Genomic DNA, 23930 nt, shown 5'->3' on the forward strand with positions numbered 1-23930 from the left:
TCCCCCACCTTCATCGCTTTCCAATCCCGCGTCATCGAATAAAATAGCAAATCCACCCTTTCCACCCCCATACTTGCCCTGTGATCGTTGCTAATTACAACGACATCAAAACCAAAAATCAACAAACTCAAATTTTTAACATGAACCCTATTGGTATCGTTGCACTATGGTGGGGTAGTATCTTCCTCGCCATACTGATTTTTTTGCTCACTTACCGTTTTTGGTTCAGGCTACTGGGGATTATTCTGGTGCCGGAAGACAAAATCGGACTCGTAACCCTGAAGTTTTCGCTTTTTGGCGAAAAGAAAGAACTACCGCCCAACCGGATCATCGCGGTGGATGGCGAAGCGGGTTTCCAGGCTCAAACCCTGGCCCCGGGGATTCACTTCTGGTACTGGATTTGGCAATACCACATCGAATTGCAGCCTTTGACAATCATTCCTCCCGGCCAGATCGGCTTGCTGATTGCCAAGGACGGTGATGAGTTGCCGACCAACTCGATTTTGGGTAAACGCGTCGACTGCGACGCCTACCAGGATGCTGCCGCCTTCATCCGCAACGGTGGACAAAAAGGCCGTCAAACTGCCTACATCACCACCGGGGTGTACCGGATCAACACCTTCCTGTTTGACATCGTGCTCGCGCCGATGACTCAAATCAAGGAAAACATGTTGGGCATCATCACAACCCTGGATGGTGCGCCGATTGAGGTTGGGCAAATCGCTGGTCGTGAAGTGGCTGACCACAACAACTTCCAGGACGCCGATGCCTTTTTGCGCGGCGGTGGCAACAAAGGTTTACAACCGCAGGTGCTCCTGGCCGGTTCGTACAACCTCAACCCCTGGTTTGCACAAATTGAAGAACATGAAATGACGCAAATTCCGATCGGTCACGTGGGGGTAGTCATCTCTTTCTACGGTAAAGAAGGTGTCGACCTCAGTGGCGACGAATTCCGTCACGGTAACATTGTGTCCAGAGGCCAGAAAGGCGTTTGGGCAGAACCCTTCGGCCCTGGTAAATACCCCGTTAATAAGTATTTGTATAAAGTGGAATTGGTGCCTACCACCAACCTTGTGCTCAACTGGGCCAGCGCCCGCACCGAGTCACACATGTTGGACAAGCACCTGTCTACCATCACTGTACGTTCGAAGGACGGTTTCCCCTTCAACCTCGACGTGTCGCAGATCATCCACATCCCGGCCACCGAGGCACCCAAGGTAATCGCCCGCTTTGGTAGCATGCACAACCTGGTCAGCCAGGTTTTGGAGCCAACCATTGGTAACTACTTCCGTAACTCGGCGCAAGATGCTGATGTGATTTCGTTCCTGACCTCGCGTAAAGAGCGGCAGGATTCGGCCAAAAGGCACATTGGTCAGGTGCTTTCGGAATACAACGTACACGGGGTAGATACCCTGATTGGTGACATCGTACCGCCCGATTCGCTGATGAAAACGCTGACCGACCGTAAGTTGGCCGAAGAACAAAAGGTGACCTACGACACCCAGAAAATGGCCCAGGAAACGCGGCAGGCGCTCGAAAAAGAGACCGCCATCGCCGACATCCAAAAGCAGATCGTACAAGCCGATCAGGGTGTATTGATCGCCGAACGCATCGCCGACGCCGCCGTAAAAAAGTCGACGGGTGAAGCGAATGGAGTAAAAATTGCCGCCTCGGCTGAAGCGGAACGCACCAAGATGATCGCCTCGGCCGATGCTGAGCGCACCAAAATGAGTGCCGCCGCCGAATCTGAAAAGGTAAGGCTGATGGCCCAGGCCGAAGCCGAAAAAATTGAAATCACGGGTAAAGCGGAAGCTGAAAAGACCCTGGCAGTGGGTCAGTCCAGTGCCGAAGCTTACCGCCTCGCCGTAGAAGCGATGGGTGGTGACAACTTTACCAAAATGAAAGTGATGGAAACGATTGGGCAAGAAAAAGTCAAAATCATCCCGGATGTACTCATCACTGGCGAAGGTGGTGGTGCCAACGGTGCCATCGGCGGCATGCTGGGCTTGAGATTGCTGGATATGCTCAAAAGTGAGAAAAAAGAAGAACAGGCTTAATCAGGATTTTTTTTGATGCAAGAGGCTGTCTCCATACGAAAGGAAGGGGACAGCCTCTCTTTTTTGAATCCAGCTTACCCACTTTTGCCCATAGCGTAGAAAAAGCACCTGCTTTTTGCCCATAAACTACGCACAACCCGGTGGCTTACTTTTTGTGCATGACTATTTAAATGAGTGATTGTATTTCGCAATTGATCAATTTAAAATCAACCATCATGCAAAACAATGAAAAATTGGTTCAGGCCCTTAACGAACTAGTGAGTATCAACTACGACCGCGTCTTTGGTTATGAAAAAGCCAGCGAGGAAGTAGGCGGCAACGATATTGATTTGCGTACCCTGTTTAACCGAAACGCCAGTCAAAGCCGCAAGTACGTCAGCGATCTGCAGCAGACCATCCGTGGTTTGGGCGGCGAACCTGTAACGGATTCGACCACGCGCGGCAAACTGTTTCGCGTGTGGATGGATTTCAAATCCACGTTAATGGGAAAAGACCGTAAATCTGTTCTGGATTCCTGTGCGTATGGTGAAGAAGCCGCGCTGAAAGCTTACGATGAAGCATTGCAGACGGAAGCCCACCTGCCCGACAACATTCGGGTAAGCATTGCGGAGCACAAACAAACGTTAACCTCAGCTCACCGTGCCATTCAGGAAGCAGCCCGCCTGCAGGAGGTAGTGGACAAATAAACCGCTCAATCCCCACTGTAAAATGCTCAAACGAGGACATAAACCATACGCGGTATATGCCCTCGTTCGGGCGTTTTTTATTTAACCAAGCAACATGAACAGCCTTACTTCATACCTGAGCAAAGTCATCCGGAGATTCTGGCTCAACCTGCGGGATTTTTTTCATTTGCTCTACCAGTCTTTTTATGAATTCAGCAATGACAATGCGCTGAAGTTAAGCGCTTCACTGGCGTACTATACCTTGTTTTCACTGGCACCCATGCTGATCATTGTCATCGCAGTCAGCAGCCTATGGTTTGGCAAGGAGGCTGCTGAAGGGTATTTGTACACACAATTTGAGGACCTTCTGGGCACTACAGGAGCAATCCAACTCCAGGAAATGATCAGCAACGCCCATTTCTCGGGCAATACTCCACTGGCTACCATCATCGGAATTGCCACGCTGGTAATTGGTGCCACAGGTGTCTTTTTGGAAATTCAGGACTCCATCAATTCCATTTGGAGCATTCGAGCCAAGCCCAAACGCAGCTGGTTGAAATTCATCCAAAATCGTTTGCTTTCTTTTTCCTTGATCATTGGCATTGGCTTTTTGTTGTTGGTGTCTTTAGTGCTCAGCGCTTTGTTGTCAGTAGTCTATAATTTTGTCAATCAGCATTTTGGTGACGTTGCCTGGTTGAGTTGGATCATCTCCAATGTCATCAACATGGCAGCCGTCGTCTTGCTTTTTGCCATCATTTTTAAAGTGCTTCCCGACGCTACTATTCATTGGCGTGATGTGATGGTAGGAGCTGTATTAACTGCCCTGCTGTTTTTGTTGGGCAAATGGTTGATCAACTATTACCTGAGTCGCTCTTCTACCCTATCGGTATATGGTGCAGCCGGTGCTATGGTCCTGATCATCTTGTGGGTATATTATTCGGCAGCCATCCTTTATTTCGGCGCAGAATTCACCAAAGTATACGCCAACAAACACGGAAGCCGGATTCGCCCCAATCAGTATGCTGTTTTTGTTGAGAAAAAAGAAATTCAAACCCAGGATCAGACGGTTAGCCTTGCAGAAAAGAATCGCGATGAAGTTAAAATAGAAAAAGGCCCAAAGTCCCAGGCTCAAACCTCGAATAAGGACAAATAGTCCCTCAGTTGGGGAAAAGAGTTCCCGTTTTTCCCCCAAACCCTATGGCAAGGTTTTTTTAATCCTATAGATGCAACATACTATGAGAAAACCCCCAACTCCAAAAAACCAACTTTTTTTACCACCAACGAAAAACCAAAAGCATATGAGATCAAGACCCTTAGGAATTATCCTCGTCATCCTTGGCATAGTGATGATGGCGTACACCGGATTCAATTTTGTGACGCGCGAAAAAGTAGTGGACATTGGTCCGCTGGAGATTGAAAAGAAAGAAAACAATCCCGTGCGCTGGTCACCCGTAGTAGGTTTGGTGCTACTAATCGGCGGAGTGGTTGTGCTGGTAAGCAGCAAAAGCACGGCCAATAGCAATGGTTAAAATCTTACTGCATCTGAAAGCTTATTTAGCCCCAAGCGCATGTTTAAGCTTCTTGAGTTCATCCTCCCTCCGCAAAAACTTGAACATGCGCTAACGCCTATTTTACTATCTCATCACCTTAAAAACGAATGACATGAATGCAAGAAAAATCGCATGGCGCGTAGCAGCCGGTGTAGCTGTTGGCTCTGCAGTAGCAGCTTTGTATGGCACCAAAAAAGGAGCTGAACTGCGCAAAAAAATCGCTGACTTTAGTAGCCAGCACGCTGGCGAAGTGGGCAGCGCCATCACTGGAATTGTAGGGAGCCTCTATGGTGCTTCTGGAAGTAAAGAAGAAACAGGCCATACCCTGAATCTCGAAAACAAAAACGTGCATACCCCTAAAAAAGAAGAGAGAGAAGAATGGGCATTGCCCTCTGCCTCAAAAACGCGGTAGCCTAAACTTTTCTTGATCGCACCAACACGTGCGGAAGAAGACTAATCCAAAGGTTAATACGTACCAAAGAGAGGGAGGGGATTTCTCTCCCTCTTTTTCCTCTTCTTGTAACCCATCAGAATGGTGAAGTTTCAGGAATTGGGCAGGCCTGTTTCACAATCCCAAAAAATACAAATTATGAACAATCTTTTCAAAGGCCTCATCGCAGGCTATGGTGCCATGAAACTAGGCGGAGGTTGCTTAGGGACCATTGTTGTGTTCATCATCATCTGGGTGGTACTTGGACAATGCAACTAACTTAAAATTGTATTTGCCCTTTACAGCTAAGATCAATCCCCTTAAGGGCAATCAAACTTCCTATTTCATACTATGAAAAATTTTACAATGAAAACTATCGCAGCCATCCTCTTTATGATCTTGATCGCATTTGGAGGCTTATTGGCACAACAATCAAACTTTTATCCTACTCAACGGGGCAATTTTATGATTGGTTCAAGCATGGGATTTTCTATCTCCAAATCATCCATTGATATTCAATCCAACACTGGCTCCGTTCAGGGAGATGGTGGCAGGGCTTCCCAATTCAACCTTTCCCCCAGTATTGGTTATTTTCTGGGGCAAAACTTTGTAATGGGTATTGGCATGGATTGGCTCAGAACCACCAGCACGGCAGGCGTGGATCTGGGAGGAGATGTAGCCGCCGCTCCCGTGCGCTCTGAAAACGACAATCTGCTTTTTGGCCCGTTTATGCGCTATTACATCCCTTCTGGTGAAAACAAGGCGTACTTCTTGGATGCCACGGTTGGTTTTGGCAATTCGAGAAATCAATTTGTAGAAAACAACGAGGCACAAATCATCGACAATAGTTTGTTGTCGATTGGGGTAGGACCTGGCTTCACCATTTTTGCCAGCGACGGGATTGCGCTCGAAGCGCTGGTAAAATACAATTTCGCCAAAAGTGACAGCCAGATTAATGTGGGGGAAATCAGCAGGACTTCTGTTACCTGGACCAATGCTTTGGATTTTTCGGTAGGGATTCGTTACTATTTTGGTGGCGTTCGGCCAACAGCGGCAGCCCAGCCAGCAAAACCGCTAAATAGTGGCAGTTTGTACCGTTAAACGAAAACCTTGCAAAAATATAGCCCGCTTACTCCACATTGTGCAGGAGTAACCCGGGAGGATTTTCAGTCATATATTCCATGCACACGACTTACGGCCAAGTGATCAAACTTCGGTTTGATTGCTGTGGCCGTTTGTTGTATGGTTTAATTCAGGGGAGAAAAATTCCCCCCTGATTCAAAAATGAGAGAGCGTTTCCCAAAGGGTTTATTAAAAAGGAAAAACCGTAAGCGACAATTGAACACCGTGGTAATTTAACTTGGCCTTATCTTCAATGGGTTGGCCATTTGCATCGGTAAAAGTAATGTCCTGCACATTGCCCAATCCGCGGTAATATCTGCTACTGAGTTTGATCCACTTTCCAAATTGGTAGGAAAGACCTCCGATCAGGCCCACATCGGTTGCAGCATACCCGGAATCATCAAAAAAATTAATTTTTTCCCCATCAAGAAGTGCTGTTTGATCCAACCAGGCACTTATTTCTCCACCTGCTTCGACCCATAATTGATCAATCAACTTAAAACCTGCGGTAAGGGGTAAACTCAGATAATGTGAGCTAGAGCTAAAGGATGAAGTCCCCCCAGTTGGGTACTTTATTATTGTCTTTAATCCTCTTTGATTGTACAACAGATCAGCATTCAACGCAATGGATTCTTTAAGCAACAACTCGCTTCTTAAGCCAGCATGAATTCCCGATAACCAATCCGTTGATTTGTTAAATGTTTCATCATTTCCCTCAGGAGAGCCACTCATCAGTTGGTCGCTGTAGTTCCATCCCGCCTTTACCCCAATTTTCCATTTTGAGCCATTTTGAGCAAAAACAGTCAGGACAATGAACAAGCATAAACTCGTAAGTGCAATTCGATTCGACATATTGAGATTTTTTTGTGAAGGTTTGTACTAATAACGTCGAATTTCAATTGCAATACGCAGTATTAAAACATTTAACATCCGTTAAAAAATCGTTGATTCGCAATAAAATAAAAAGGCTTTGAATAAGCTAATGAACGGTTATATCAACATATGCTCTAGGGCATACTTGATCAATTCAGCCGAACTTTTGCAACCAGTTTTGGCTAACATATTCTGGCGGTGGGTATTGACGGTGTGAAAAGAAATGCCCAAATTAACTGCAATTTGTTTGCTAGTCAAGCCTTCGGCTAGTCCACTGATGATTTGGCGTTCACGGACGGTAAGCGATCCGTTTACTTCTAGTTGTAAACCCAGTTGCTTGGGTGAAAAACATTTGAACTGCTGATTGCCTTGCTCATCAATGATCAAAATGGTGAACACGAGGTCGTTCCTTGCTTTGAGATGCGAAACGTCCGTGATAAACGAAAAACAATATTCGGGTATACCCTCGGCATTGGTATAGATGCTATCCTGTTGAATAACCGGGACCAATTTTCCAGTTTTGTGCAAAATATTGAAGTAAAAACTGAACTTGACTTGATTGTGCCTTTCGGAGGGTATAGTACTTAAAAAGTTGATGCAAAATTGGGAGAAACTCAACAGAATCGGGCTATCTTCAGATGGAATCAACACCCGGTGTATTTCCATAAGGGATTTTCCTATGAATTGTTCTTTCGCTTGGCCGGTCATTTGCTCCAAATTGCCTTGGAGATGCTTTATTTTAAGCGTAGGGGTTCCTTCTATAACCGCGAAAAAGTACTGCCCAGTACAAAAAATTATATCGGGGTTGAAATATCTTTTTAACACCCCGGCTAATTCCTCATCTTTTGCCAATTCAGCACGACTCTGCCAATAGTCCCACCAGCGTTGAGGCACGTCAGGCATATTGTTGGTTTCCATAGCTTTAGCTTTGTAATTGGTATTTAGTTGTTTTGCAAAGAGAGTTGATTGCCTGAACTTACAGAAGCAATTTAATGAAAAATCAGTATTGCCGAACCAGACTGAGCATGATACTTTTGTAAAAAAGTTTTCTAGACGCTTGCGCTGGCAATAATTTGGCACTTAAGGGTTTGTTCGGACACGATTAAATCCTTTTGCTGGCGATACCCAGGCAATACAGCCAACTTCATTTACAGATTCGTGTACTTTCTCCTCGTTTGCTCAACAAACCCACCCACTTGGTAGCCCGACAGGCCCAACGGCTCAATATAGCTTTTTGGGGCTTTCCAAGTTCAATAGCTTTAGTGAAACAAAGCAATCGCTTTAACTCGATGATCGGCAAGGTTTTTTATTTTTTCTATTGAATACCAATTAATTACAAAAACCAATCAACTTATGAAATACTTACTCATTTCCTTCTTTGTAGCAACCAGCGCCCTCAACACAATCGGCCAGACAAATACGGTTGTTGCACAAAATACAACTTCGTCCAACAACGAAACCATTGAAAAAGAAATCCGCAAACTCGAGCAGGATCAGGTGGATTACCTGCTACGCGGTGATCTGGACGCGATGGAAAAAAACTGGGATGCTGACCATACGGTCAACAATCCATTCAATCAGATCGTGAAAGCCAGCGAAGGTACTATTCGGCAAGGCTTGCTTACCTATTCCTCGTTTGTCCGCGATGTACAAAAAGTCATCATCCATGGCAACACGGTTCTCGTCATGGGAACGGAATCGGTGGTACCTAAAGGTAATTCGCCCGATGCAGGAAAGACGATTCAGCGTCGGTTTACCAATGTATGGATGAAAAAAAACGACAAGTGGCTCCTGATTGGGCGGCACGCCAACACCGTATGCGAAAAATAGATTGCTATTTCTTTTAAGGATTTTAAATTTGACAACTTCTCAACTTATGAAATACTTACTAATTTCTTTCTTTATGGCAACCAGCGTGCTAAACGCAATTGGCCAGACCGGCGACGAACAAGCCATTAAAGCCCTTGGAACTGCCTGGCAGGATGCCTGGAACCGGCACGATATGGACGCACTGACCGATCTGTTGGCCGAAGACGTCGATTTCGTTACAGTTTTAGGACCCAGAGGCTGGCTGAAAGGAAAAGCCATCTTCAAGGAAGCGCATACCGCGATGCATAAGAGTTTGTTCACCGAAAGCGTGTGGACAACCAGAGCAACACACGTAAAGTTTATCCGGCCCGATCTGGCCACTGCACGGGTGGAATGGGAAACAACGGGCGACAAAGTCCGGCATATAAAACATGGTACACCACGATTTGGCATCTTCACCTGGGTGCTGGAGAAACAAAACGGTAAATGGTTGATTATTGCGTCTCAGAATACCGAAATTATACCGCCGTTGCCGGGGCAGTAAAAAGTTATTGAGTGAGCGTACTTTTTTTCCATTATCCATCTAATGTAACAGGTTTATGCAACTAACTTTTTGCAAGAAATATATTTTCATTTTTCTGGCTTTGCTTTCAGCAGCGGCAAAGGCACAAAATAACGAAGACACAACGGCTATCAAGGAAATTCTACGTGAAGAAGTCTTTTCGTGGAACAACGGAGATGCCGTCACTTACTCGCAACGGTTTGCCGAGAACGGCACGTTCACCAACATTCTGGGCATGTTCTTCACCGGACACCAAGCATTTCTGGACAGACACGTAGAAATTTTCAAAGGGAAATTTCACAAAACAACATTGAGTCAAAACATAGTGTCGCTGCGGTTTGTGCGTCCGGATGTTGCCATAGTGGAGACGCTTACGTGGATCACCGGATTTTCGAAGGAGGGTGCGCCGCCAGGAACCCATCTGGACACTAAAGGCCGACTGTGTACCCGGCTCTTGCAAGTGATGGTAAAAAACAAAGACGGCTGGAAAATCACAGTGTATCACAATGTAGATGTAAAACCCGGAACAGTTGTTCCAGATGTCAAGGCCGGTCAATGAAAATCCCAAGAAGTGGTAGTGCTCCTTTAAGGCTATAAAAAGTTGAAGCTATTTGGGAGCTGACCGACTAATTTTCCAGTATGGAAGTAAAGGAAAAAATAATGCCAATCGTGTTGAAAATACCCGTAAAATAAAAATACCCGGAGGGGATAACTCCGGGCATCACCAGATATTCGTATATCTGAAGGGCAACTGTAAAGTACAAATGTACACCCTTATTTTTTTAAATGCAATCCCTTTTTCAAAAGGAACGGTAGTTTTTTTTCGGTAAACGGTGCAATTCTGTCAATCTACGGTCAAAAAACTACCTTTGCTTAGATTTTGCTATCCTGCACCGCCGCCTTTTTCCTCTTTTTCATCATAAGCAAAAGCTGCTGAGATGTATTCGCGGTTGAGGCGGGCGATGTTTTCTACCGAAATTTCCTTTGGGCACTCTGCTTCACAAGCTGTTACGTTGGAGCAGTTGCCAAAGCCTTCCAAGTCCATTTGTTTCACCATGGCCAGGGCACGGCGTTTGGCCTCTACCTTACCTTGTGGCAACAAGGCCAGGTGGGATACCTTAGCACTCACAAACAACATGGCCGAGGCATTCGGACAAGCAGCTACACAAGCACCACAACCGATACAGGCCGCTGCATCAAATGAAGCCGTTGCAGATTCTTTGGAGACCGGAATGGCGTTGGCATCTTGAGCCTGGCCAGTATTGACCGATACAAAGCCGCCTGCCTGGATGATGCGGTCAAAAGCGGCGCGATCAACGACCAGGTCTTTGATGACCGGGAAAGACTTCGCACGGAAAGGCTCCACGGTTACAGTGTCTCCGTCGCGGAAGAAACGCATGTGCAGTTGGCAGGTGGTCGTTCCTGAGTTAGGTCCGTGAGGATGGCCGTTGATGACCATTGAACAGGTACCACAAATGCCTTCACGGCAGTCGTGTTCAAATGCTACGGGTTCTTCGCGCTGGGCAATGAGTTTTTCATTGAGCACGTCCAACATTTCCAAAAAGGACATGTGCTCGCTGACGTTGTCCAGTTCATAAGTGACGAATTCTCCTTTTTTAGAGAATTTGCCGCCCTGGCGCCATATTTTAAGTTTTAAATGCATGTTTTCCATTGGAATATCTTTTTGTCGCCCTCCCGCATGTCCCACGAATAAATTCGTGGGGTGGGGCGAGGTGGTGGCCTCCCACGGATAAATCCGTGGGTTGGCTTAGGTTAAAGACAAAAGGAGGATATTGAGTTATATCATTCTAAACCTCTCAACTCCTCAACCTTCTCAACTTTACTTGTAGCTTCTGCTCTTGAGCTCTACATTTTCAAAGACCAATTCTTCTTTGTGCAGCACGGGATCGGAATCCCAGCCATTGTAGGCCCAGGCAGCAACGTAAGCGAAGTTGGCATCGTCGCGCAGGGCTTCCCCTTCCTCGGTTTGGTGTTCCTCGCGGAAGTGGCCGCCGCAGGATTCCTCGCGGTTGAGAGCATCGATGACCATCAGTTCACCCATTTCGAAGAAGTCGGCTACCCGCAGGGCTTTTTCCAGTTCTGGATTGTAATCCCCGGTAGCGCTACCTGGCACAAAAACGTCTTTGTAGAACTCTTCGCGCAGCTCCTGGATTTGGCGACGGGCAGCGGTCAGGCCTTCGGCATTGCGCGCCATTCCACACTTTTCCCACATGATTTTGCCCAGGCGGCGGTGGAAACTTTCTACCGATTGTTTGCCTTGTACGTCCATCAATTTGTCGATGCGGCCTTTTACGTCTGCTTCAGCCTGCAAAAATTCTGATGAATTAGGATCAAACCTTGGCGTACGAATGTCGTTGGACAGGAAGTTACCAATGGTATAAGGCAATACAAAGTAGCCGTCAGCCAAGCCTTGCATCAAGGCGGAGGCACCAAGGCGGTTCGCACCGTGATCGGAGAAGTTGCACTCGCCCGCTGCAAACAAGCCCGGGATATTGGTTTCCAGGTTATAATCTACCCACAAGCCACCCATGGTGTAGTGCACTGCGGGGTAAATTTTCATCGGCATTTTGTACGGATTCTCGCCAGTAATCTTTTCATACATGGCGAAGAGGTTGCCGTATTTTTCTTCCACCACATTTTCACCCAATTCGATCACGGTTTTGTGATCAGCATTGTGGAGACCCATCACGTTGGCCTTGGAGCGACCGTAACGTTCGATGGCAGCGGAGAAATCCAGGTAAACGGCCAAGCCAGTAGGTGCAACCCCCAAACCTTCGTCGCAAGCAACTTTGGCTGCGCGGGAAGCTACGTCCCGAGGTACGAGGTTTCCAAAAGCTGGATAGCGGCGTTCGAGGAAGTAATCGCGGTCTTCTTCAGGGATGTCCAGGGCGTTTTTATGGCCAGAGCGGATCGCTGCCGCATCTTCCTGCTTTTTGGGTACCCAAACCCGACCATCGTTCCGCAACGACTCTGACATCAGGGTCAACTTGGATTGATAATCACCACTTACCGGAATACAAGTAGGGTGAATTTGAGTAAAACAAGGGTTCGCCATCAGCGCACCCCGACGCACCGAACGCCAGGCGGCTGTCACGTTACACATCATGGCGTTGGTAGACAAGTAGAATACGTTGCCGTAACCACCCGTTGCCAAAACCACCGCATGGGCAGCGTGGCGCTCCAACTCACCTGTGAGCAGGTTACGGGCAATGATGCCGCGGGCTTTGCCATCAACCAATACTACGTCAAGCATTTCGTGGCGGTTGTACATTTCCACAGAGCCCAGGGAAATCTGGCGCGACAATGACTGGTAAGCACCAATCAACAGCTGCTGTCCAGTTTGGCCACGGGCGTAAAAGGTACGGCTTACTTGAACCCCACCGAAAGAACGGTTGTCCAACAAACCACCGTATTCACGGGCAAAAGGAACACCCTGTGCAACAGCCTGGTCGATGATACTGGCACTCACTTCGGCCAAACGGTAAACGTTGGCTTCGCGTGCCCGGTAATCTCCTCCTTTGATGGTATCGTAAAAGAGGCGGTAGGTACTATCGCCGTCGTTGCGGTAGTTTTTTGCCGCGTTGATCCCCCCTTGCGCCGCAATGGAGTGCGCCCGGCGTGGACTATCGTGAAAGGTGAAGCACTTGACGTTGTAACCCAGTTCGCCCAGCGAAGCCGCAGCCGCAGCACCCGCCAAACCTGAACCAACTACGATGATGTCAAGGCGTCTTTTATTGTTGGGAGCTACCAGTGGCATGGAAGCGCGGTACTTTGTCCACTTTTCCGTTAAATTTCCCGCTGGAACTTTACCATTAAGAGCCATGATGTATTAATTTATATTGGAAAAATTCAGTTCAAAAACATTCCAGGTGATGATGAAATTTTGAGTTCCGTAAAGTCCCACACATTCACACCATCACATTCAAACCCGTTTTTACCACCATCCCATGGTGTCTCCGTATACATAAATGGGAATGATCGCAAAACCTGCCGGAATCAAAATCGAATAGACTTGTCCCAATGCCTTGATGAAAGGTGTGTATTTGCTGTGGTTCAGACCCAATGTCTGGAAAGCACTTTGGAAACCATGCCATAGGTGAAAAGCAATGACAACCATGGAAACCACATAGATGGCCACAAAAATCGGGTCAGCAAAAGCGACCATCACCGGCGTGTAGAGGTCTTTTACTACTTCACCACCATAAGAAGCCATCGGTACGTTGCCCAATTTCATCTGCAGCCAAAATTGGTACATGTGCAAGAGGATAAATACCAGCAGAATGGTTCCTAACCAGCCCATCCTCGTAGCAGCACGGGCATTGGTACCTACAGCACGGGTAACTTTTACTGCGTAATTTTGCCCACGTGCGCTGGCGTTTTGTCTCCACAGGAGCAGACCTTGAATGGCATGCAATACAATGGACAGGTAAAGGGTGTAAGAAACCGTTTTAATGATTTTATTGTGCGTCATGAATTCCGCATAAAGATTAAAATCACGTCCACCATCATTGCTCATCAAGTACAAATTGCCTAATAGGTGAATGGGTAAAAAAGAAATCAGGAAAAGCCCCGTCAGCGCCATTAGTACTTTTTTACCAATGGAAGAAGTCAGGAACCCGCCAAACCAGCCCAGTCCTACTGGCGAAAGCGTGTTTGTCAGCCAACTCATGTGTTTTCGTTTTGTGTTTTGTGTATTTTTGCGGCGGCAACAACCAATGAAGATTTTCAAGTGTTGTGCCGTAATAGTGGGCGAAAATAAGCGTTCATTTTTTTTGAGCCAAAGGATTAGACGAAGCACTTGAAATGAACCGTTTGCTCATCTAATCCTTTGGCAAAATGAACACTTATTTTTTTATCGCCCCTAAAACATCTACAAAGCTATATATTTGAGGCAAGATGCACAAAAGTGAGTGACGCAAGTTACCCCATTGACTTTAATTTTGAACGAGTCTAAATAATAGACACGCATTCAAAATGTTTAATTGTTTTTTTTGACTTTTGTCGCATCAACTCGCGATTTTTAACATGGCAGAAGAAATAAACATATCGCTTGCAGGTTTTCTGGAACAGTTTCCGGAAGTAAAATTGCCCATCACTTTGACCGATGAAAGTAGTCGCATTTTCAGTCAAAGCAATGAGCCTTTCCCGCAACGCATGATCGAGCAGTACCTGATCCCGCTTGAAGAAGATGAAGTGGATGAGTTCACCGAATTCGTTCCTTGTTTTCGCATCCCGGAAACCTACGATTTTCATGCGGTGGTGTACTGGGTTGCCCACTTGATGAACTACCAATTCATATTACTGACTGTGGGTAAAGATGCTCAGCTCATTGACAAAAAAGTCATCGCTGGAACTTTCTACGACGGAAAAGCGTTGACTACCACCGTAGCTACAATTGATGAAGATTGGACGATTTTAATGGTGTCTGGACAATCTACAAGTGACACCAACTATGACGCTTCCGGTACCCGCACTCAAAAACTAGAATTGCTGCCGGAAGGGCAGATTATAACCCTTTAACCAAATGAGAAAAAGACACCCTAAAAGAGGGAAAGAAGACACCCGTAAACTAAGCGCTAAAGACTTGCAAAAAAACGTATTGCTTCTCTTTCAAAAAGACCCAAAAAGACGCTTGAACCCCAAGCAAATTGCCAAAAAACTCAACATCGACAACAATAAGGATTCCGTTCTTCATGCTTGTCAGGAATTGGTCAAGCTCGGCTACATCATTGAGTTAGAAGACTTCAAATACAAATTGCGCGGCAGCAGCGGTGCACTATTGGGGCAAGACCGCAAAGTGCTGAATGGCATCATGGACATGACCCGCTCGGGTGCTGGTTACGTGACTGTAGAAGGCCAAAAAGACGACATTTTTGTGGCCGCCAAAAACATGAATACCGCCCTGCACGGCGACAAAGTTAAAATCAAAGCCTGGGTACCCCGGGGGCGCAACCGCCCAGAGGGAGAGGTTTTGGAAGTTTTGGAGCGCGCCCGCGAACATTTTGTGGGCACCATCTGGATTCATCCCCGTTACGCCGTAGTGGTCACCGATCCACCATCTTCCTTGGAGATTCTTGTCGATCCCGCCAAAATCATGAATGCTGTAGACGAAGACCGCGTAGTGGTCAAAATCGAAAGTTGGACTGGCGGGCAATACCGCCAACCCATCGGCGTATTGACCTACGTGCTGGGTAAGGCTGGATCGCACGACATCGAGATGAAGGGCATCCTGATCAACAATGGCTTTAACCTGGAGTTTCCACCCGAAGTCATCAAAGAATCTGAGGAACTGGGCACAGAAATTCCGGAAGTGGAAATCGCCATTCGCCGCGACATGCGCCAAACGCCCACTTTCACCATTGACCCGGAAAATGCCCGCGACTTTGACGACGCACTCTCCTTCCTCTACCTGCCCAACGGCAACCTGGAAGTAGGTGTACATATTGCCGATGTGACGCATTACGTGCATGAAAATACGGCACTGGACAAAGAAGCGTTGGCCCGTTCCACCTCGGTGTACCTGGTCGATCGTGTTTGTCCGATGTTGCCCGAAAAATTGTCCAACGAGCTTTGCTCCTTGCGCCCGCACGAGGATAAGTTGACCTTCTCCGCCGTGTTTACATTTGACAAGGATGAAAAAATTGTGGAGCGTTGGTTTGGCAAAACGGTGATCCACTCCAACCGCCGCTTTTCTTACGAAGAAGCACAAGAGGTGTTGGACACTGTGGAAGGCGACTTTGCCAATGAGTTAAAAGTGCTCAATAAAATTGCGCACAAACTCCGCAAAGAGCGCTTCAAAAAAGGCGCCATCAATTTTGAATCCGAAGAAGTCCGCTTCCGCCTAGACGATGCGGGTGTGCCCATCGAGGTGTTCACCAAAGAGCGCAAGGATGCACACATGTTGATCGAAGACTTCATGTTGCTGGCTAACCGCGAGGTGGCCACTTATGTTTCCGAAAAAGGAACCAAAGAAGGCGCTGAAATCCCCTTCGTCTACCGCGTACACGACGAACCCAACCTCGACAAGGTGGAGGAACTGGCTCGTTTTGCTCGCCAAATGGGTGTCGAGATGAACGTGGCTACGCCCAAAGACATCGCCCGCTCCTTCAACAAACTGGCACAGCTAGCCGAAGAAAACGAAGCCTTGAGTATCCTCGGGCCTATCGCCATCCGGACCATGGCCAAAGCTGAATATTCGAGCGACAACATCGGGCACTACGGTCTGGCCTTTGATTTTTACAGCCATTTCACTTCGCCGATTCGCCGCTACTCGGATGTACTGGCGCACCGCATTTTGTTCCAAAACTTGAAAGCCACCCACCGCGTCAACAAGGAGAAATTGGAGGAAATGTGCCAACATGTATCCAAACAAGAACGCCGCGCCGCCGACGCTGAACGGGAATCTATCAAATACAAACAGGTGGAATTCATGTCCAAACACCTGGGCGAGGTTTTCCCTGGCTTCATCTCCGGCATTGGCGACCGGGGCATCTTCGTGGAACTACGCGGTAACCGCTGTGAAGGTATGGTGAGCTTTGAAACGATGAACGAACCCTTTGAAATTGACCCTGGCCGCTTGCGGATTCGCGGGGTGTACAGCAAGAAGGAGTTCACGATGGGTCAGGAGATTCAGGTGCGAATCGTGAGCACGAATTTGCAGAGACGACAGATTGAGATGTTTTGGGAGGAGGTATAACTTTGAATATCAACCTAAATCAGAGTCGAATACAATGGTTTAGGTTGGTATTTAGGTCACTTTTTATTGCCAATAATCCATTTAATCAGCATAAAGCCAGCCCAGGAGATAAGTGCCCAAAACAAGCCATTGATGGCTAAAAATGGGAAAACCCATTTAGAATCAGAAGTTTCCAATGGTGCATTAATTAGAAAAATTGTGATTTTCTCGCGTATGGTTCTTTCTCCTCCAAACCTGACTAAAAATGGAATAGTCAAGATGGAATACAACATATATACTAGCCAAATCGAAAAGATGGTAATCAAAGGCTTTAGCATAATAGGCAAGTTATATCTGGTTAGGCTTCATCTGTAAGGCCTTCTTCTGCTAACAAATCGTCAATTTCTTTCTCAGTTACACTGTCTGTTGCAGATTTGTCATAGATGGTAAGCAGAAAGACAGAATTCGATACTATTTTTACACAGGTAATTATCCGGGCTCCTCCGCTTTTCCCTTTTCCTTTTGAAGAAATAGCCATCCGAATTTTATAACAATCTTTACCAAGATAAACACCTTGACTTGGTTCCTTTTCTAAACTTTCAATCAGCCTGCTTAAATCAACCTTCAGAGAATGATGCTTTTTGGATAAAGATTTTGCCAGCTTTCTGAAATTTTCAGTGACAATAATTTCATAATTCATCCAAAAACTCTTTTGCGGTTTGCAACTTAATTTCGCCTTTGAGATGAGCATCGACTTCTACCAATGAAGCTTTAATCCCTTCAAGCAGATTGCTACTTTCAAAAGGTTCCTCCTTGACACTTACCACTTCGACGAAGTCCAATTGCTTGAGCAACTCCCTAAAAAACTCCCGCTTAGAGTTGTCTTTGATATTCAGCACTATTTGTTGCATTGTTGGACATTTTATGCTCTAAATATACAAAAAAAAGTCCTTTTGGTTTCCTTTTCTCAGTGGAAGTCAAAATCATTGCCGTCTTTTTCCAACAAAAAAGGCCGCCGATCCAGTTCCCTGAATCGGCGGCCCGCTGCATGTTGAAGAAAAATCTCGGTGTCAGATCAATACAAACCCATGAGCAGATTCATGAGACCACGAAGAACGTGGATTTCTGGTCATTTCAACAATAAGACCCGGCATGCTTTAAATGTGCTGCCCGCCGATCCAATCTTTTTTTAAGGTTTAGCAAAATAAATGTACTTGTTGATCTTTTTGCGCAAACCTACCTGGATGCCCCAGTTTTGGTAGCGTTGATCAATGGCGTAATCATTGGCCGTAAACGAACCAGTGTGGTGCAATACATAAGGTTCCAGCACCAATCGCAAGCGGGGGGTAATGGGATAACTTGCCGCAATGCTTCCATACAGGGCTACGCCTAAATTATTGCGAAAAGCCGGATAAGCATCGGGTGTCCTGCTTGAAAAATCCAGCACCTTGTTCAGATCAGGCGACAAAAAGTTACCCTTTTGATTGAAGGCCATATTCAGATAAACTCCAGCATTGGCAGAAAGGGTAAACTTGCCCACATTGTTACGCTCGTAACCAAGCACAACTGGAATATCAATGGTTTGAAAATTATTCTGCTGTGCTTGTTGCTGGTAGGTAAAAGTTTCCTGGTGCTTGCTGTAGCTCAAACCACTGCGCACCGCGATGCCATCGATGGAAATCATGGAAAAGCGCAGTGCGGCTCGATAGCCATTCTGGACCGCCTCACTTTGCTCACGAGCCTGGCGGTACAATTCAAATTCTGGTTCGCGTGCCTCCAAAGTTCTGGTAGGCACATCCATACCTGCCATTAACTCCCCGTATACTCGCCAGCCGCGGGTTTTAGGCATGTACAAGGGTTTGCCCCCATCCAGGCCAAGTTCAGGCTGGTAGGCTACAATGGCGTTGCGTGAATCCAGGAGATTGAAATTTTCTATATTTTCTGTTGCTTCAGTTGCGAATGAGGCTGTGTTTTTTGCCTGAAGCTCCCCAGGAAGTTCTGCTGAAGCAGTGGTATTCAAATTTGGTGTAACCGAAATTGTAGAAGGATTTTCTCCCGGAACCTGGTTTTTCAAATCCTGATTCAAAGCAGGTGCAGTTGAAGGGGTATGCTCATGCTCCTTAGATGCCTTATTGAGTTGTGCAGCAGCCCGGTTATCCAGGTTGGGCATCAATACCGCCGTTTTATAATTGCCAAAACTTTGTTCCAACAGTTTTTCTTCCAGTTGCTGTTTTTCTGAACCAGGTTGAAGTTGAATCTCCGCTTGCGGGGTTTCCAACGCGGGGTTTATGGCAGCAATTGGCTCATTCGAATTGGTCTGCTTCAGCGGTTTGGACCGTTCTGGCTGCTTGTCCATTTGCTCGGCCCACATCCAAATGGCCCCGGTCAAACTGAGCAGCAGCACAGCTGCAGTCAGGTACCAGACCAACAAACGGCGGCGGGATTCTTTCGCTTGAGCAGTTTTTCGGGCGTCCAGTGCAACCCACAAGTGCATAGGCGTTTCCATGCTGTGGTGGTACAACTTGTCCCGAAAAAGATCATCCAGTGGATTGTGCTCACTCATACCGTAACTTTTTGTACATGCTCTAATTCCATGACCATTGCCTGCAGCATCTTGCGGGCTTTCACCAATTGTGACCGGGAAGTACTCTCTTGAACCCCCAAGGTGTCCGCTATTTCGGCGTGACTGTAACCTTCGATGGCATACAGATTGAACACGATGCGGTACCCTTCGGGTAGGCGGGCAATCAGCCCCAGAAGCTCTTCTTCACTGAGCTGGGAAAAAACACTGGGCTCGGCAGCGGAAAAATCCTCCCGAATGTCCAGGCCATATTGCTCATGTGTAAAACTTTTGCGGTCAAAGGTCTTTAGTGCCGTATTCACCACTACCCGACGAATCCAGCCCTCAAAGGAACCTTTATTCTGAAATTGATGCAAATGATCGAAGATTTTGATGAAAGCGTCTTGCAAAACATCTTCCGCTTCCATCTGATGGCGGGCATAACGCATACATACCGACAACATCTTTCCAGCGTAACGCTTAAAAAGTTCCTGTTGGCATTCTCGTTTTTGCCGCAAACAACCTTCGATGATTTCTTTTTCAGTCACAAGTTTAACAGGTCTGATTGAATAGAGCCGACAGCGGTCTGATTCGCTGCCTAAAACCTGTCACGAAAATACAACAATAGTCCGTTTACGGTATGAGGATGTTGAAAAAAGCCTGATTTCCAGCGCTGAAAGGCTTCTTCGAGTGGCATGAGTTCGAGGTCGACGGCTTCACCGGTATCCAAGTCGATGGCATGCTTGGGCTCACAATCGGTGGCCAACCAATGGTGGATGTAGGAATCCATAAAGACGGGATTGGAAGGGATACTGCCCAAAAAGGTCCAATTTTCACTGGCATAACCCGTTTCTTCGCGCAATTCACGCTGGGCCGAAAAATGGTGTTCTTCACCGGGGTCAACTATTCCTCCGGGTAATTCCAGGGTTTCAAAACGGATGCCCACCCGGTACTGGCGGACCAGTATCAATTCCTGATTGGGCGTAATGGCAACCACATTGGCAGCATCGGGCGAGTTGAGGATGATCATCCGTTCGGTGATGCCATTGCGCGGGTTGGTCAGGTGATCGAAGCGCGCCTGGAAGAGTTTGAGATCGGGGCCTGGTTCGGAGTGTTGGAGTTGCCAGGAAGTAGGATTGGAAGGCATGGGTATGGTTGTTGGGGCGCCCCTGTGTGGGCGCCCTTTTGCAGATATGGGCGCCCACACAGGGGGCTCTTTGCAGACAGGGGTGCCCACAAGGGGGCGCCCTTACTATTTTGCGTCATCAATAATGGCATCATCGATCAGATCGTTGCCATCATTGTCCCCATCATCAAATCCATGGGTTTTATTCCCTTTGGTAGATTGAAAGTCTGGGTCTTTGCTGATTTTGGTTTCGTTTGAAAAAGCGGCACTGTCACCATCGGCCCAACGTTTGGCTTTATCAAAAAAGTCATCGTGTTTGCCGAGGTCGTTCTTTTTGGCGTCGTCCATTACGTCCATAAAAGTGCGGTCTTTGTCTTTGGCCTTTTCCTCAATTTTGTCGCCCATTTCTTTGGCTTTTTGGATGAGGTCGTCCATGCTGTTTTGGTGTTTTTCCGAGGAGGCTTCTTTTTTGGCTTTTTCGTAGAGCTCATCGGTTCTGGTGATGACCTCGCCTTGCATTTCTTTCACCTTTTCCCATACTTCACCGCCTTTTTCCATCACCTTCTCCCCTACCGTTCCGGCCACTTCTTTCATGGTTTCAAAAACGGAGCTACCTACGTCCAGTATTTTTTCACCAGCCTTGGCAGCTACTTCTTCTACCTTTTTACCCGCTTCCAGAGTGGTATCCAATACTTTGGCACCAATTTTTTCAGCAGTAGTTTTTTCCCGAGGAGCCGCAGGGTCGGCGCTGTCGAGGGTATCGAAATTGAGGGGCCGATCCTCCACAATTGGATTGGTCACTGGAGGTGGTGGTGGAGGCGTCGTTTGTTTTTGCGTTTCTTCAAACAAGTCATTGATGCTTTCTACAGGCGGACTTGTTGGTGGAGGAGTGGAAGCTACTGGAGGTGTTTCTGGTTCCTTTTTGGTGCCCATCACATCCTGTGCTTTGTCGATCACTTTGGCGCCCAGGTCTTCTACTTTATCCAGGGCATCATTGAAGAAGTCTTCTGCTTTATGGACGAATTCTCCCGAGCGGTCTTTTATTTCTTGTCCAGCCTCTTTGGCAGTTTCGACAGCTTTGTTGGCTGCTGATTTGCCTAAAGATTGTGCGCCAAACAACACTTTTTTGATTTCATTAAAAAATCCCATAGCAATTTGGATTTTTGAGTTGGTTAAATTTTTGGGAAAGACAGGCTAAATATAGTGGAAAAGCAAGGGTATTCCAAAAATTGCATCGACAATTGCAGTACGGTGATCGACCGAAAGTTGTGGGTTCAATAAACAGGTTTGTCTTTTATGTTCAAAAAAGTCTCCATCTCCTGCTCCAGATACAAGGCATGCCCAGGTTGTGAAAAGCCCCCAACCAAACGCTGACGTTCGGCACTGGTGGTCAATGCGGTGACCGCATAGGTGTAATCGGGCCGACCATTGGTTTTACTAGGGACGTATTCCTCTACAAACAACTGCTCGATATCCCGAACAGCCATGAAGCGGTTGGGGTTAAAAGGGATAGGAATTGGCCCGTTTTTGATCTCAACCCCCTGGCTGGTTACCACAATGCTGGTTTTATTGAACATCAAACCCAGTGTATAAAGTAAAAAAGACACACCAACAATGATGTGTAAACTGGCAAACAACAAGATGCGCCATTCGCCGGTAGCAACGCCCACTATAATGAAAGGCGTGAGAATGGCATTCCAAACAATCGTAAACAATAAAAAAAAGCCCCAACGCCGCGTATTCCGCCAGGGGATAATAAAGCGCAATTCTCCAAAATCGTGCTCGGCAATTACCCCTTTGGGCATTTCTATTTTTCGGCCATCGGTGGGTCTTCCCAGAGTACTGCTTTGCTCTCGATTGGCTTCCTTCACCAATTCCTGAACCGTTTCTAAAATACTCGACCTAGAGGCATCTGCATTGGCAGGAGCAAAGGAAAAAACAGCATTGCAATTGCGACATTTGGCCACCATGTTTTGCAAATTGACATCCTCAGCAAGAATGAGTTGCCCGCAAGTAACACAGTTCAATTGGTTGGACATAGGCTTTGGTGTTGATCAAGTGAATCGGACTATATATAGGTGTCTGGACTAAAAAAGATGTTCGGGGCGATAAAAAAATAAGTGTTCATTTTGCCAAAGGATTAGATAAGTAAACGATTCATTTAAAGTGCCTTATCTAATCCTTTGGCTCAAAAAAAATGAACACTTATTTTTGCCCCACTACTAAATTAATCCTTTTTTCTTATTGATGCGTTTGATAAGGGCTTTTCAAGCCTAATTTTACGACAAAACCATTCACTACAGCTACTATGCAATACCGACAACTGGGAAAAACCGAACTCCAGGTAAGTGCCATCTGCCTGGGCACCATGACTTTTGGAGAACAAAACACCGAAGCCGAAGGCCACGCACAAATGGATTACGCGCTGGAACGCGGCATCAATTTTTTTGACACCGCCGAAATGTACTCCGTTCCTGCCCGCAAAGAAACCCAGGGTAGTACCGAACGTATCATTGGTACCTGGTTCAAAAAAACCGGCAATCGGGACAAAATTATCCTTGCCTCAAAAGTAACTGGCCCTTTTGGCCTGTATCAATTGGAGCGCGGCCCTTTTAATTTTTCAAAGGAACAAATCAATGCCGCTCTGGAGGGCAGTTTGCAGCGCCTGCAAACGGATTACATCGACTTGTACCAACTGCACTGGCCGGAGCGCAAAATGAATATGTTTGGCAAACGGGGCTTTGCCTACGACCCTACCGATCCCTGGGTTGACAATTTCAACGAAGTATTGCATGCATTGGATGAATTGGTCAAAGCTGGAAAAATCCGCCATGTCGGGCTTTCCAACGAAGCACCCTGGGGCCTGATGCGCTTTTTGCAGGAATCAGAACGGCACAATCTGCCACGGGTAGCAAGTATTCAAAATCCGTATAATTTGCTGAATCGGCTGTTTGAAGTAGGTTTGGCTGAGATGGCGATTCGGGAAAAAGTGGGTTTATTGGCCTATTCTCCACTTGGATTTGGTCGTTTATCGGGCAAGTTCAATCGCCCCGACGAGGATTTAAGCAAAGCTCGGATCAACCTCTTCAAGCAGTATACCCGTTACAATAGTCCGCAGTGCTTGGAGGCGGTGGAAAAGTACTTGCAGATTGCTGAGAACCATGGGCTCAGCCTGACCCAGTTGGCATTGGGTTTTGTCAACAGCCGACCTTTTTTGACCAGCAATATCATTGGGGCAACCACCATGGAACAGTTGAAGGAGAATATCGACAGCATTGAGGTGAATTTGTCGGCGGAGGTGTTGAGGGAGATTGAGGCGGTACATGCAGCGATACCGGATCCCGCACCGTAAAGTTTTAACCTAAGGTGCCTCTTCGGTGCCTTCGGTTTCTTAGGTGGTGAAAATAAGTCCCTTCTACGAAGAAACGATTCTCTTTTTCACCACCTAAGAAACCAAAGGCACTGAAGAGGCACCTCAGC

General features: G+C 46.8%; 24 protein-coding genes. 12 read left to right on the forward strand and 12 right to left on the reverse strand.

All coding sequences use genetic code 11. The features are described 5' to 3' along the window. Nucleotides 1–140 precede the first annotated feature (140 nt). From ACO08K_RS07780 to ACO08K_RS07805, 6 genes are all read left to right on the forward strand, one after another. Nucleotides 141–2057, forward strand: a complete 1917-nt coding sequence (locus ACO08K_RS07780; protein WP_421795823.1) for an SPFH domain-containing protein — start codon at nt 141–143, stop codon at nt 2055–2057. A gap of 170 nt (nt 2058–2227) precedes the next feature. Beyond that, nucleotides 2228–2743: a ferritin-like domain-containing protein gene (locus ACO08K_RS07785; protein WP_421795824.1), complete on the forward strand. Its 516-nt coding sequence runs from the start codon at nt 2228–2230 to the stop codon at nt 2741–2743. Between the two features lie 94 nt (nt 2744–2837). Next, entirely contained in the window at nt 2838–3875 is a 1038-nt protein-coding gene (locus ACO08K_RS07790) for a YihY/virulence factor BrkB family protein (protein WP_421795825.1), read from the forward strand. A gap of 145 nt (nt 3876–4020) precedes the next feature. Further along, entirely contained in the window at nt 4021–4251 is a 231-nt protein-coding gene (locus tag ACO08K_RS07795) for a hypothetical protein (protein WP_421795826.1), read from the forward strand. Nucleotides 4252–4384: 133 nt separating this feature from the next. Next, nucleotides 4385–4684 carry a YtxH domain-containing protein gene (locus ACO08K_RS07800; RefSeq protein WP_421795827.1) on the forward strand — a complete coding sequence of 100 codons (300 nt, stop codon included), beginning with the start codon at nt 4385–4387 and terminating at the stop codon, nt 4682–4684. Between the two features lie 384 nt (nt 4685–5068). Then, nucleotides 5069–5803 (forward strand): hypothetical protein, encoded by a 735-nt coding sequence (locus tag ACO08K_RS07805; protein WP_421795828.1) that lies wholly within the window; start codon nt 5069–5071, stop codon nt 5801–5803. Between the two features lie 210 nt (nt 5804–6013). Here ACO08K_RS07805 and ACO08K_RS07810 read toward each other — a convergent pair whose 3' ends face one another. Both ACO08K_RS07810 and ACO08K_RS07815 read right to left on the reverse strand, forming a co-directional pair. Continuing rightward, nucleotides 6014–6676: an outer membrane beta-barrel protein gene (locus tag ACO08K_RS07810; RefSeq protein ID WP_421795829.1), complete on the reverse strand. Its 663-nt coding sequence runs from the start codon at nt 6674–6676 to the stop codon at nt 6014–6016. A gap of 138 nt (nt 6677–6814) precedes the next feature. Next, nucleotides 6815–7615 carry a LuxR C-terminal-related transcriptional regulator gene (locus ACO08K_RS07815; RefSeq protein WP_421795830.1) on the reverse strand — a complete coding sequence of 267 codons (801 nt, stop codon included), beginning with the start codon at nt 7613–7615 and terminating at the stop codon, nt 6815–6817. Between the two features lie 435 nt (nt 7616–8050). Between ACO08K_RS07815 and ACO08K_RS07820 the strand changes: the two genes are divergently transcribed. Genes ACO08K_RS07820 through ACO08K_RS07830 form a run of 3 tightly spaced genes read left to right on the forward strand, consistent with a single transcriptional unit; the run spans nt 8051 to nt 9627 of the window. After that, nucleotides 8051–8527 carry a nuclear transport factor 2 family protein gene (locus ACO08K_RS07820; protein ID WP_421795831.1) on the forward strand — a complete coding sequence of 159 codons (477 nt, stop codon included), beginning with the start codon at nt 8051–8053 and terminating at the stop codon, nt 8525–8527. Nucleotides 8528–8573: 46 nt separating this feature from the next. Then, on the forward strand, nt 8574–9050 hold the full coding sequence (locus ACO08K_RS07825) for an SgcJ/EcaC family oxidoreductase (protein ID WP_421795832.1): 477 nt from the start codon (nt 8574–8576) through the stop codon (nt 9048–9050). 55 nt (nt 9051–9105) lie between these two features. Continuing rightward, nucleotides 9106–9627: an SgcJ/EcaC family oxidoreductase gene (locus ACO08K_RS07830; RefSeq protein ID WP_421795833.1), complete on the forward strand. Its 522-nt coding sequence runs from the start codon at nt 9106–9108 to the stop codon at nt 9625–9627. 324 nt (nt 9628–9951) lie between these two features. Here ACO08K_RS07830 and ACO08K_RS07835 read toward each other — a convergent pair whose 3' ends face one another. The 3 genes from ACO08K_RS07835 to ACO08K_RS07845 form a co-directional block, all read right to left on the reverse strand. Further along, nucleotides 9952–10740, reverse strand: coding sequence for a succinate dehydrogenase/fumarate reductase iron-sulfur subunit (locus ACO08K_RS07835; protein ID WP_421795834.1), 789 nt, complete (start codon nt 10738–10740; stop codon nt 9952–9954). Between the two features lie 168 nt (nt 10741–10908). Next, nucleotides 10909–12912 carry a fumarate reductase/succinate dehydrogenase flavoprotein subunit gene (locus ACO08K_RS07840; protein ID WP_421795835.1) on the reverse strand — a complete coding sequence of 668 codons (2004 nt, stop codon included), beginning with the start codon at nt 12910–12912 and terminating at the stop codon, nt 10909–10911. A 111-nt stretch (nt 12913–13023) separates the two neighbouring features. Then, nucleotides 13024–13758: a succinate dehydrogenase cytochrome b subunit gene (locus ACO08K_RS07845; protein ID WP_421795836.1), complete on the reverse strand. Its 735-nt coding sequence runs from the start codon at nt 13756–13758 to the stop codon at nt 13024–13026. Nucleotides 13759–14114: 356 nt separating this feature from the next. Here ACO08K_RS07845 and ACO08K_RS07850 point away from each other — a divergent pair, with 356 nt between their 5' ends. Both ACO08K_RS07850 and rnr read left to right on the forward strand, forming a co-directional pair. Next, entirely contained in the window at nt 14115–14609 is a 495-nt protein-coding gene (locus ACO08K_RS07850) for a hypothetical protein (RefSeq protein ID WP_421795837.1), read from the forward strand. Nucleotides 14610–14613: 4 nt separating this feature from the next. Next, nucleotides 14614–16785 carry a ribonuclease R gene (gene rnr / locus ACO08K_RS07855; protein ID WP_421795838.1) on the forward strand — a complete coding sequence of 724 codons (2172 nt, stop codon included), beginning with the start codon at nt 14614–14616 and terminating at the stop codon, nt 16783–16785. Nucleotides 16786–17122: 337 nt separating this feature from the next. On the opposite strand, the gene ACO08K_RS07860 is transcribed toward rnr, so the two are convergent. The 7 genes from ACO08K_RS07860 to ACO08K_RS07890 all read right to left on the reverse strand — a co-directional run bounded on the left by ACO08K_RS07860 (nt 17123) and on the right by ACO08K_RS07890 (nt 22489). After that, nucleotides 17123–17464 (reverse strand): type II toxin-antitoxin system RelE/ParE family toxin, encoded by a 342-nt coding sequence (locus tag ACO08K_RS07860; RefSeq protein WP_421795839.1) that lies wholly within the window; start codon nt 17462–17464, stop codon nt 17123–17125. After that, a complete protein-coding gene (locus ACO08K_RS07865; protein WP_421795840.1) occupies nt 17454–17675 on the reverse strand; it encodes a hypothetical protein in 222 nt (73 codons plus the stop codon). The genes ACO08K_RS07860 and ACO08K_RS07865 overlap by 11 nt, the downstream gene beginning before the upstream one ends. Before the next feature lie 278 nt (nt 17676–17953). After that, nucleotides 17954–19327, reverse strand: a complete 1374-nt coding sequence (locus ACO08K_RS07870) for a hypothetical protein (protein WP_421795841.1) — start codon at nt 19325–19327, stop codon at nt 17954–17956. Further along, entirely contained in the window at nt 19324–19872 is a 549-nt protein-coding gene (locus ACO08K_RS07875; protein ID WP_421795842.1) for an RNA polymerase sigma factor, read from the reverse strand. The genes ACO08K_RS07870 and ACO08K_RS07875 overlap by 4 nt, the downstream gene beginning before the upstream one ends. A 50-nt stretch (nt 19873–19922) precedes the next feature. Continuing rightward, nucleotides 19923–20471, reverse strand: coding sequence for an NUDIX hydrolase (locus tag ACO08K_RS07880; RefSeq protein WP_421795843.1), 549 nt, complete (start codon nt 20469–20471; stop codon nt 19923–19925). A 105-nt stretch (nt 20472–20576) separates the two neighbouring features. Continuing rightward, entirely contained in the window at nt 20577–21599 is a 1023-nt protein-coding gene (locus ACO08K_RS07885; protein ID WP_421795844.1) for a hypothetical protein, read from the reverse strand. A gap of 125 nt (nt 21600–21724) precedes the next feature. Next, nucleotides 21725–22489 (reverse strand): hypothetical protein, encoded by a 765-nt coding sequence (locus ACO08K_RS07890; protein WP_421795845.1) that lies wholly within the window; start codon nt 22487–22489, stop codon nt 21725–21727. A 269-nt stretch (nt 22490–22758) separates the two neighbouring features. Here ACO08K_RS07890 and ACO08K_RS07895 point away from each other — a divergent pair, with 269 nt between their 5' ends. Continuing rightward, a complete protein-coding gene (locus ACO08K_RS07895; RefSeq protein ID WP_421795846.1) occupies nt 22759–23802 on the forward strand; it encodes an NADP(H)-dependent aldo-keto reductase in 1044 nt (347 codons plus the stop codon). Nucleotides 23803–23930 lie beyond the last annotated feature (128 nt).

Origin of the sequence: Haliscomenobacter sp. (assembly GCF_965225875.1) — a bacterium.
GTDB lineage: Bacteria > Bacteroidota > Bacteroidia > Chitinophagales > Saprospiraceae > Haliscomenobacter.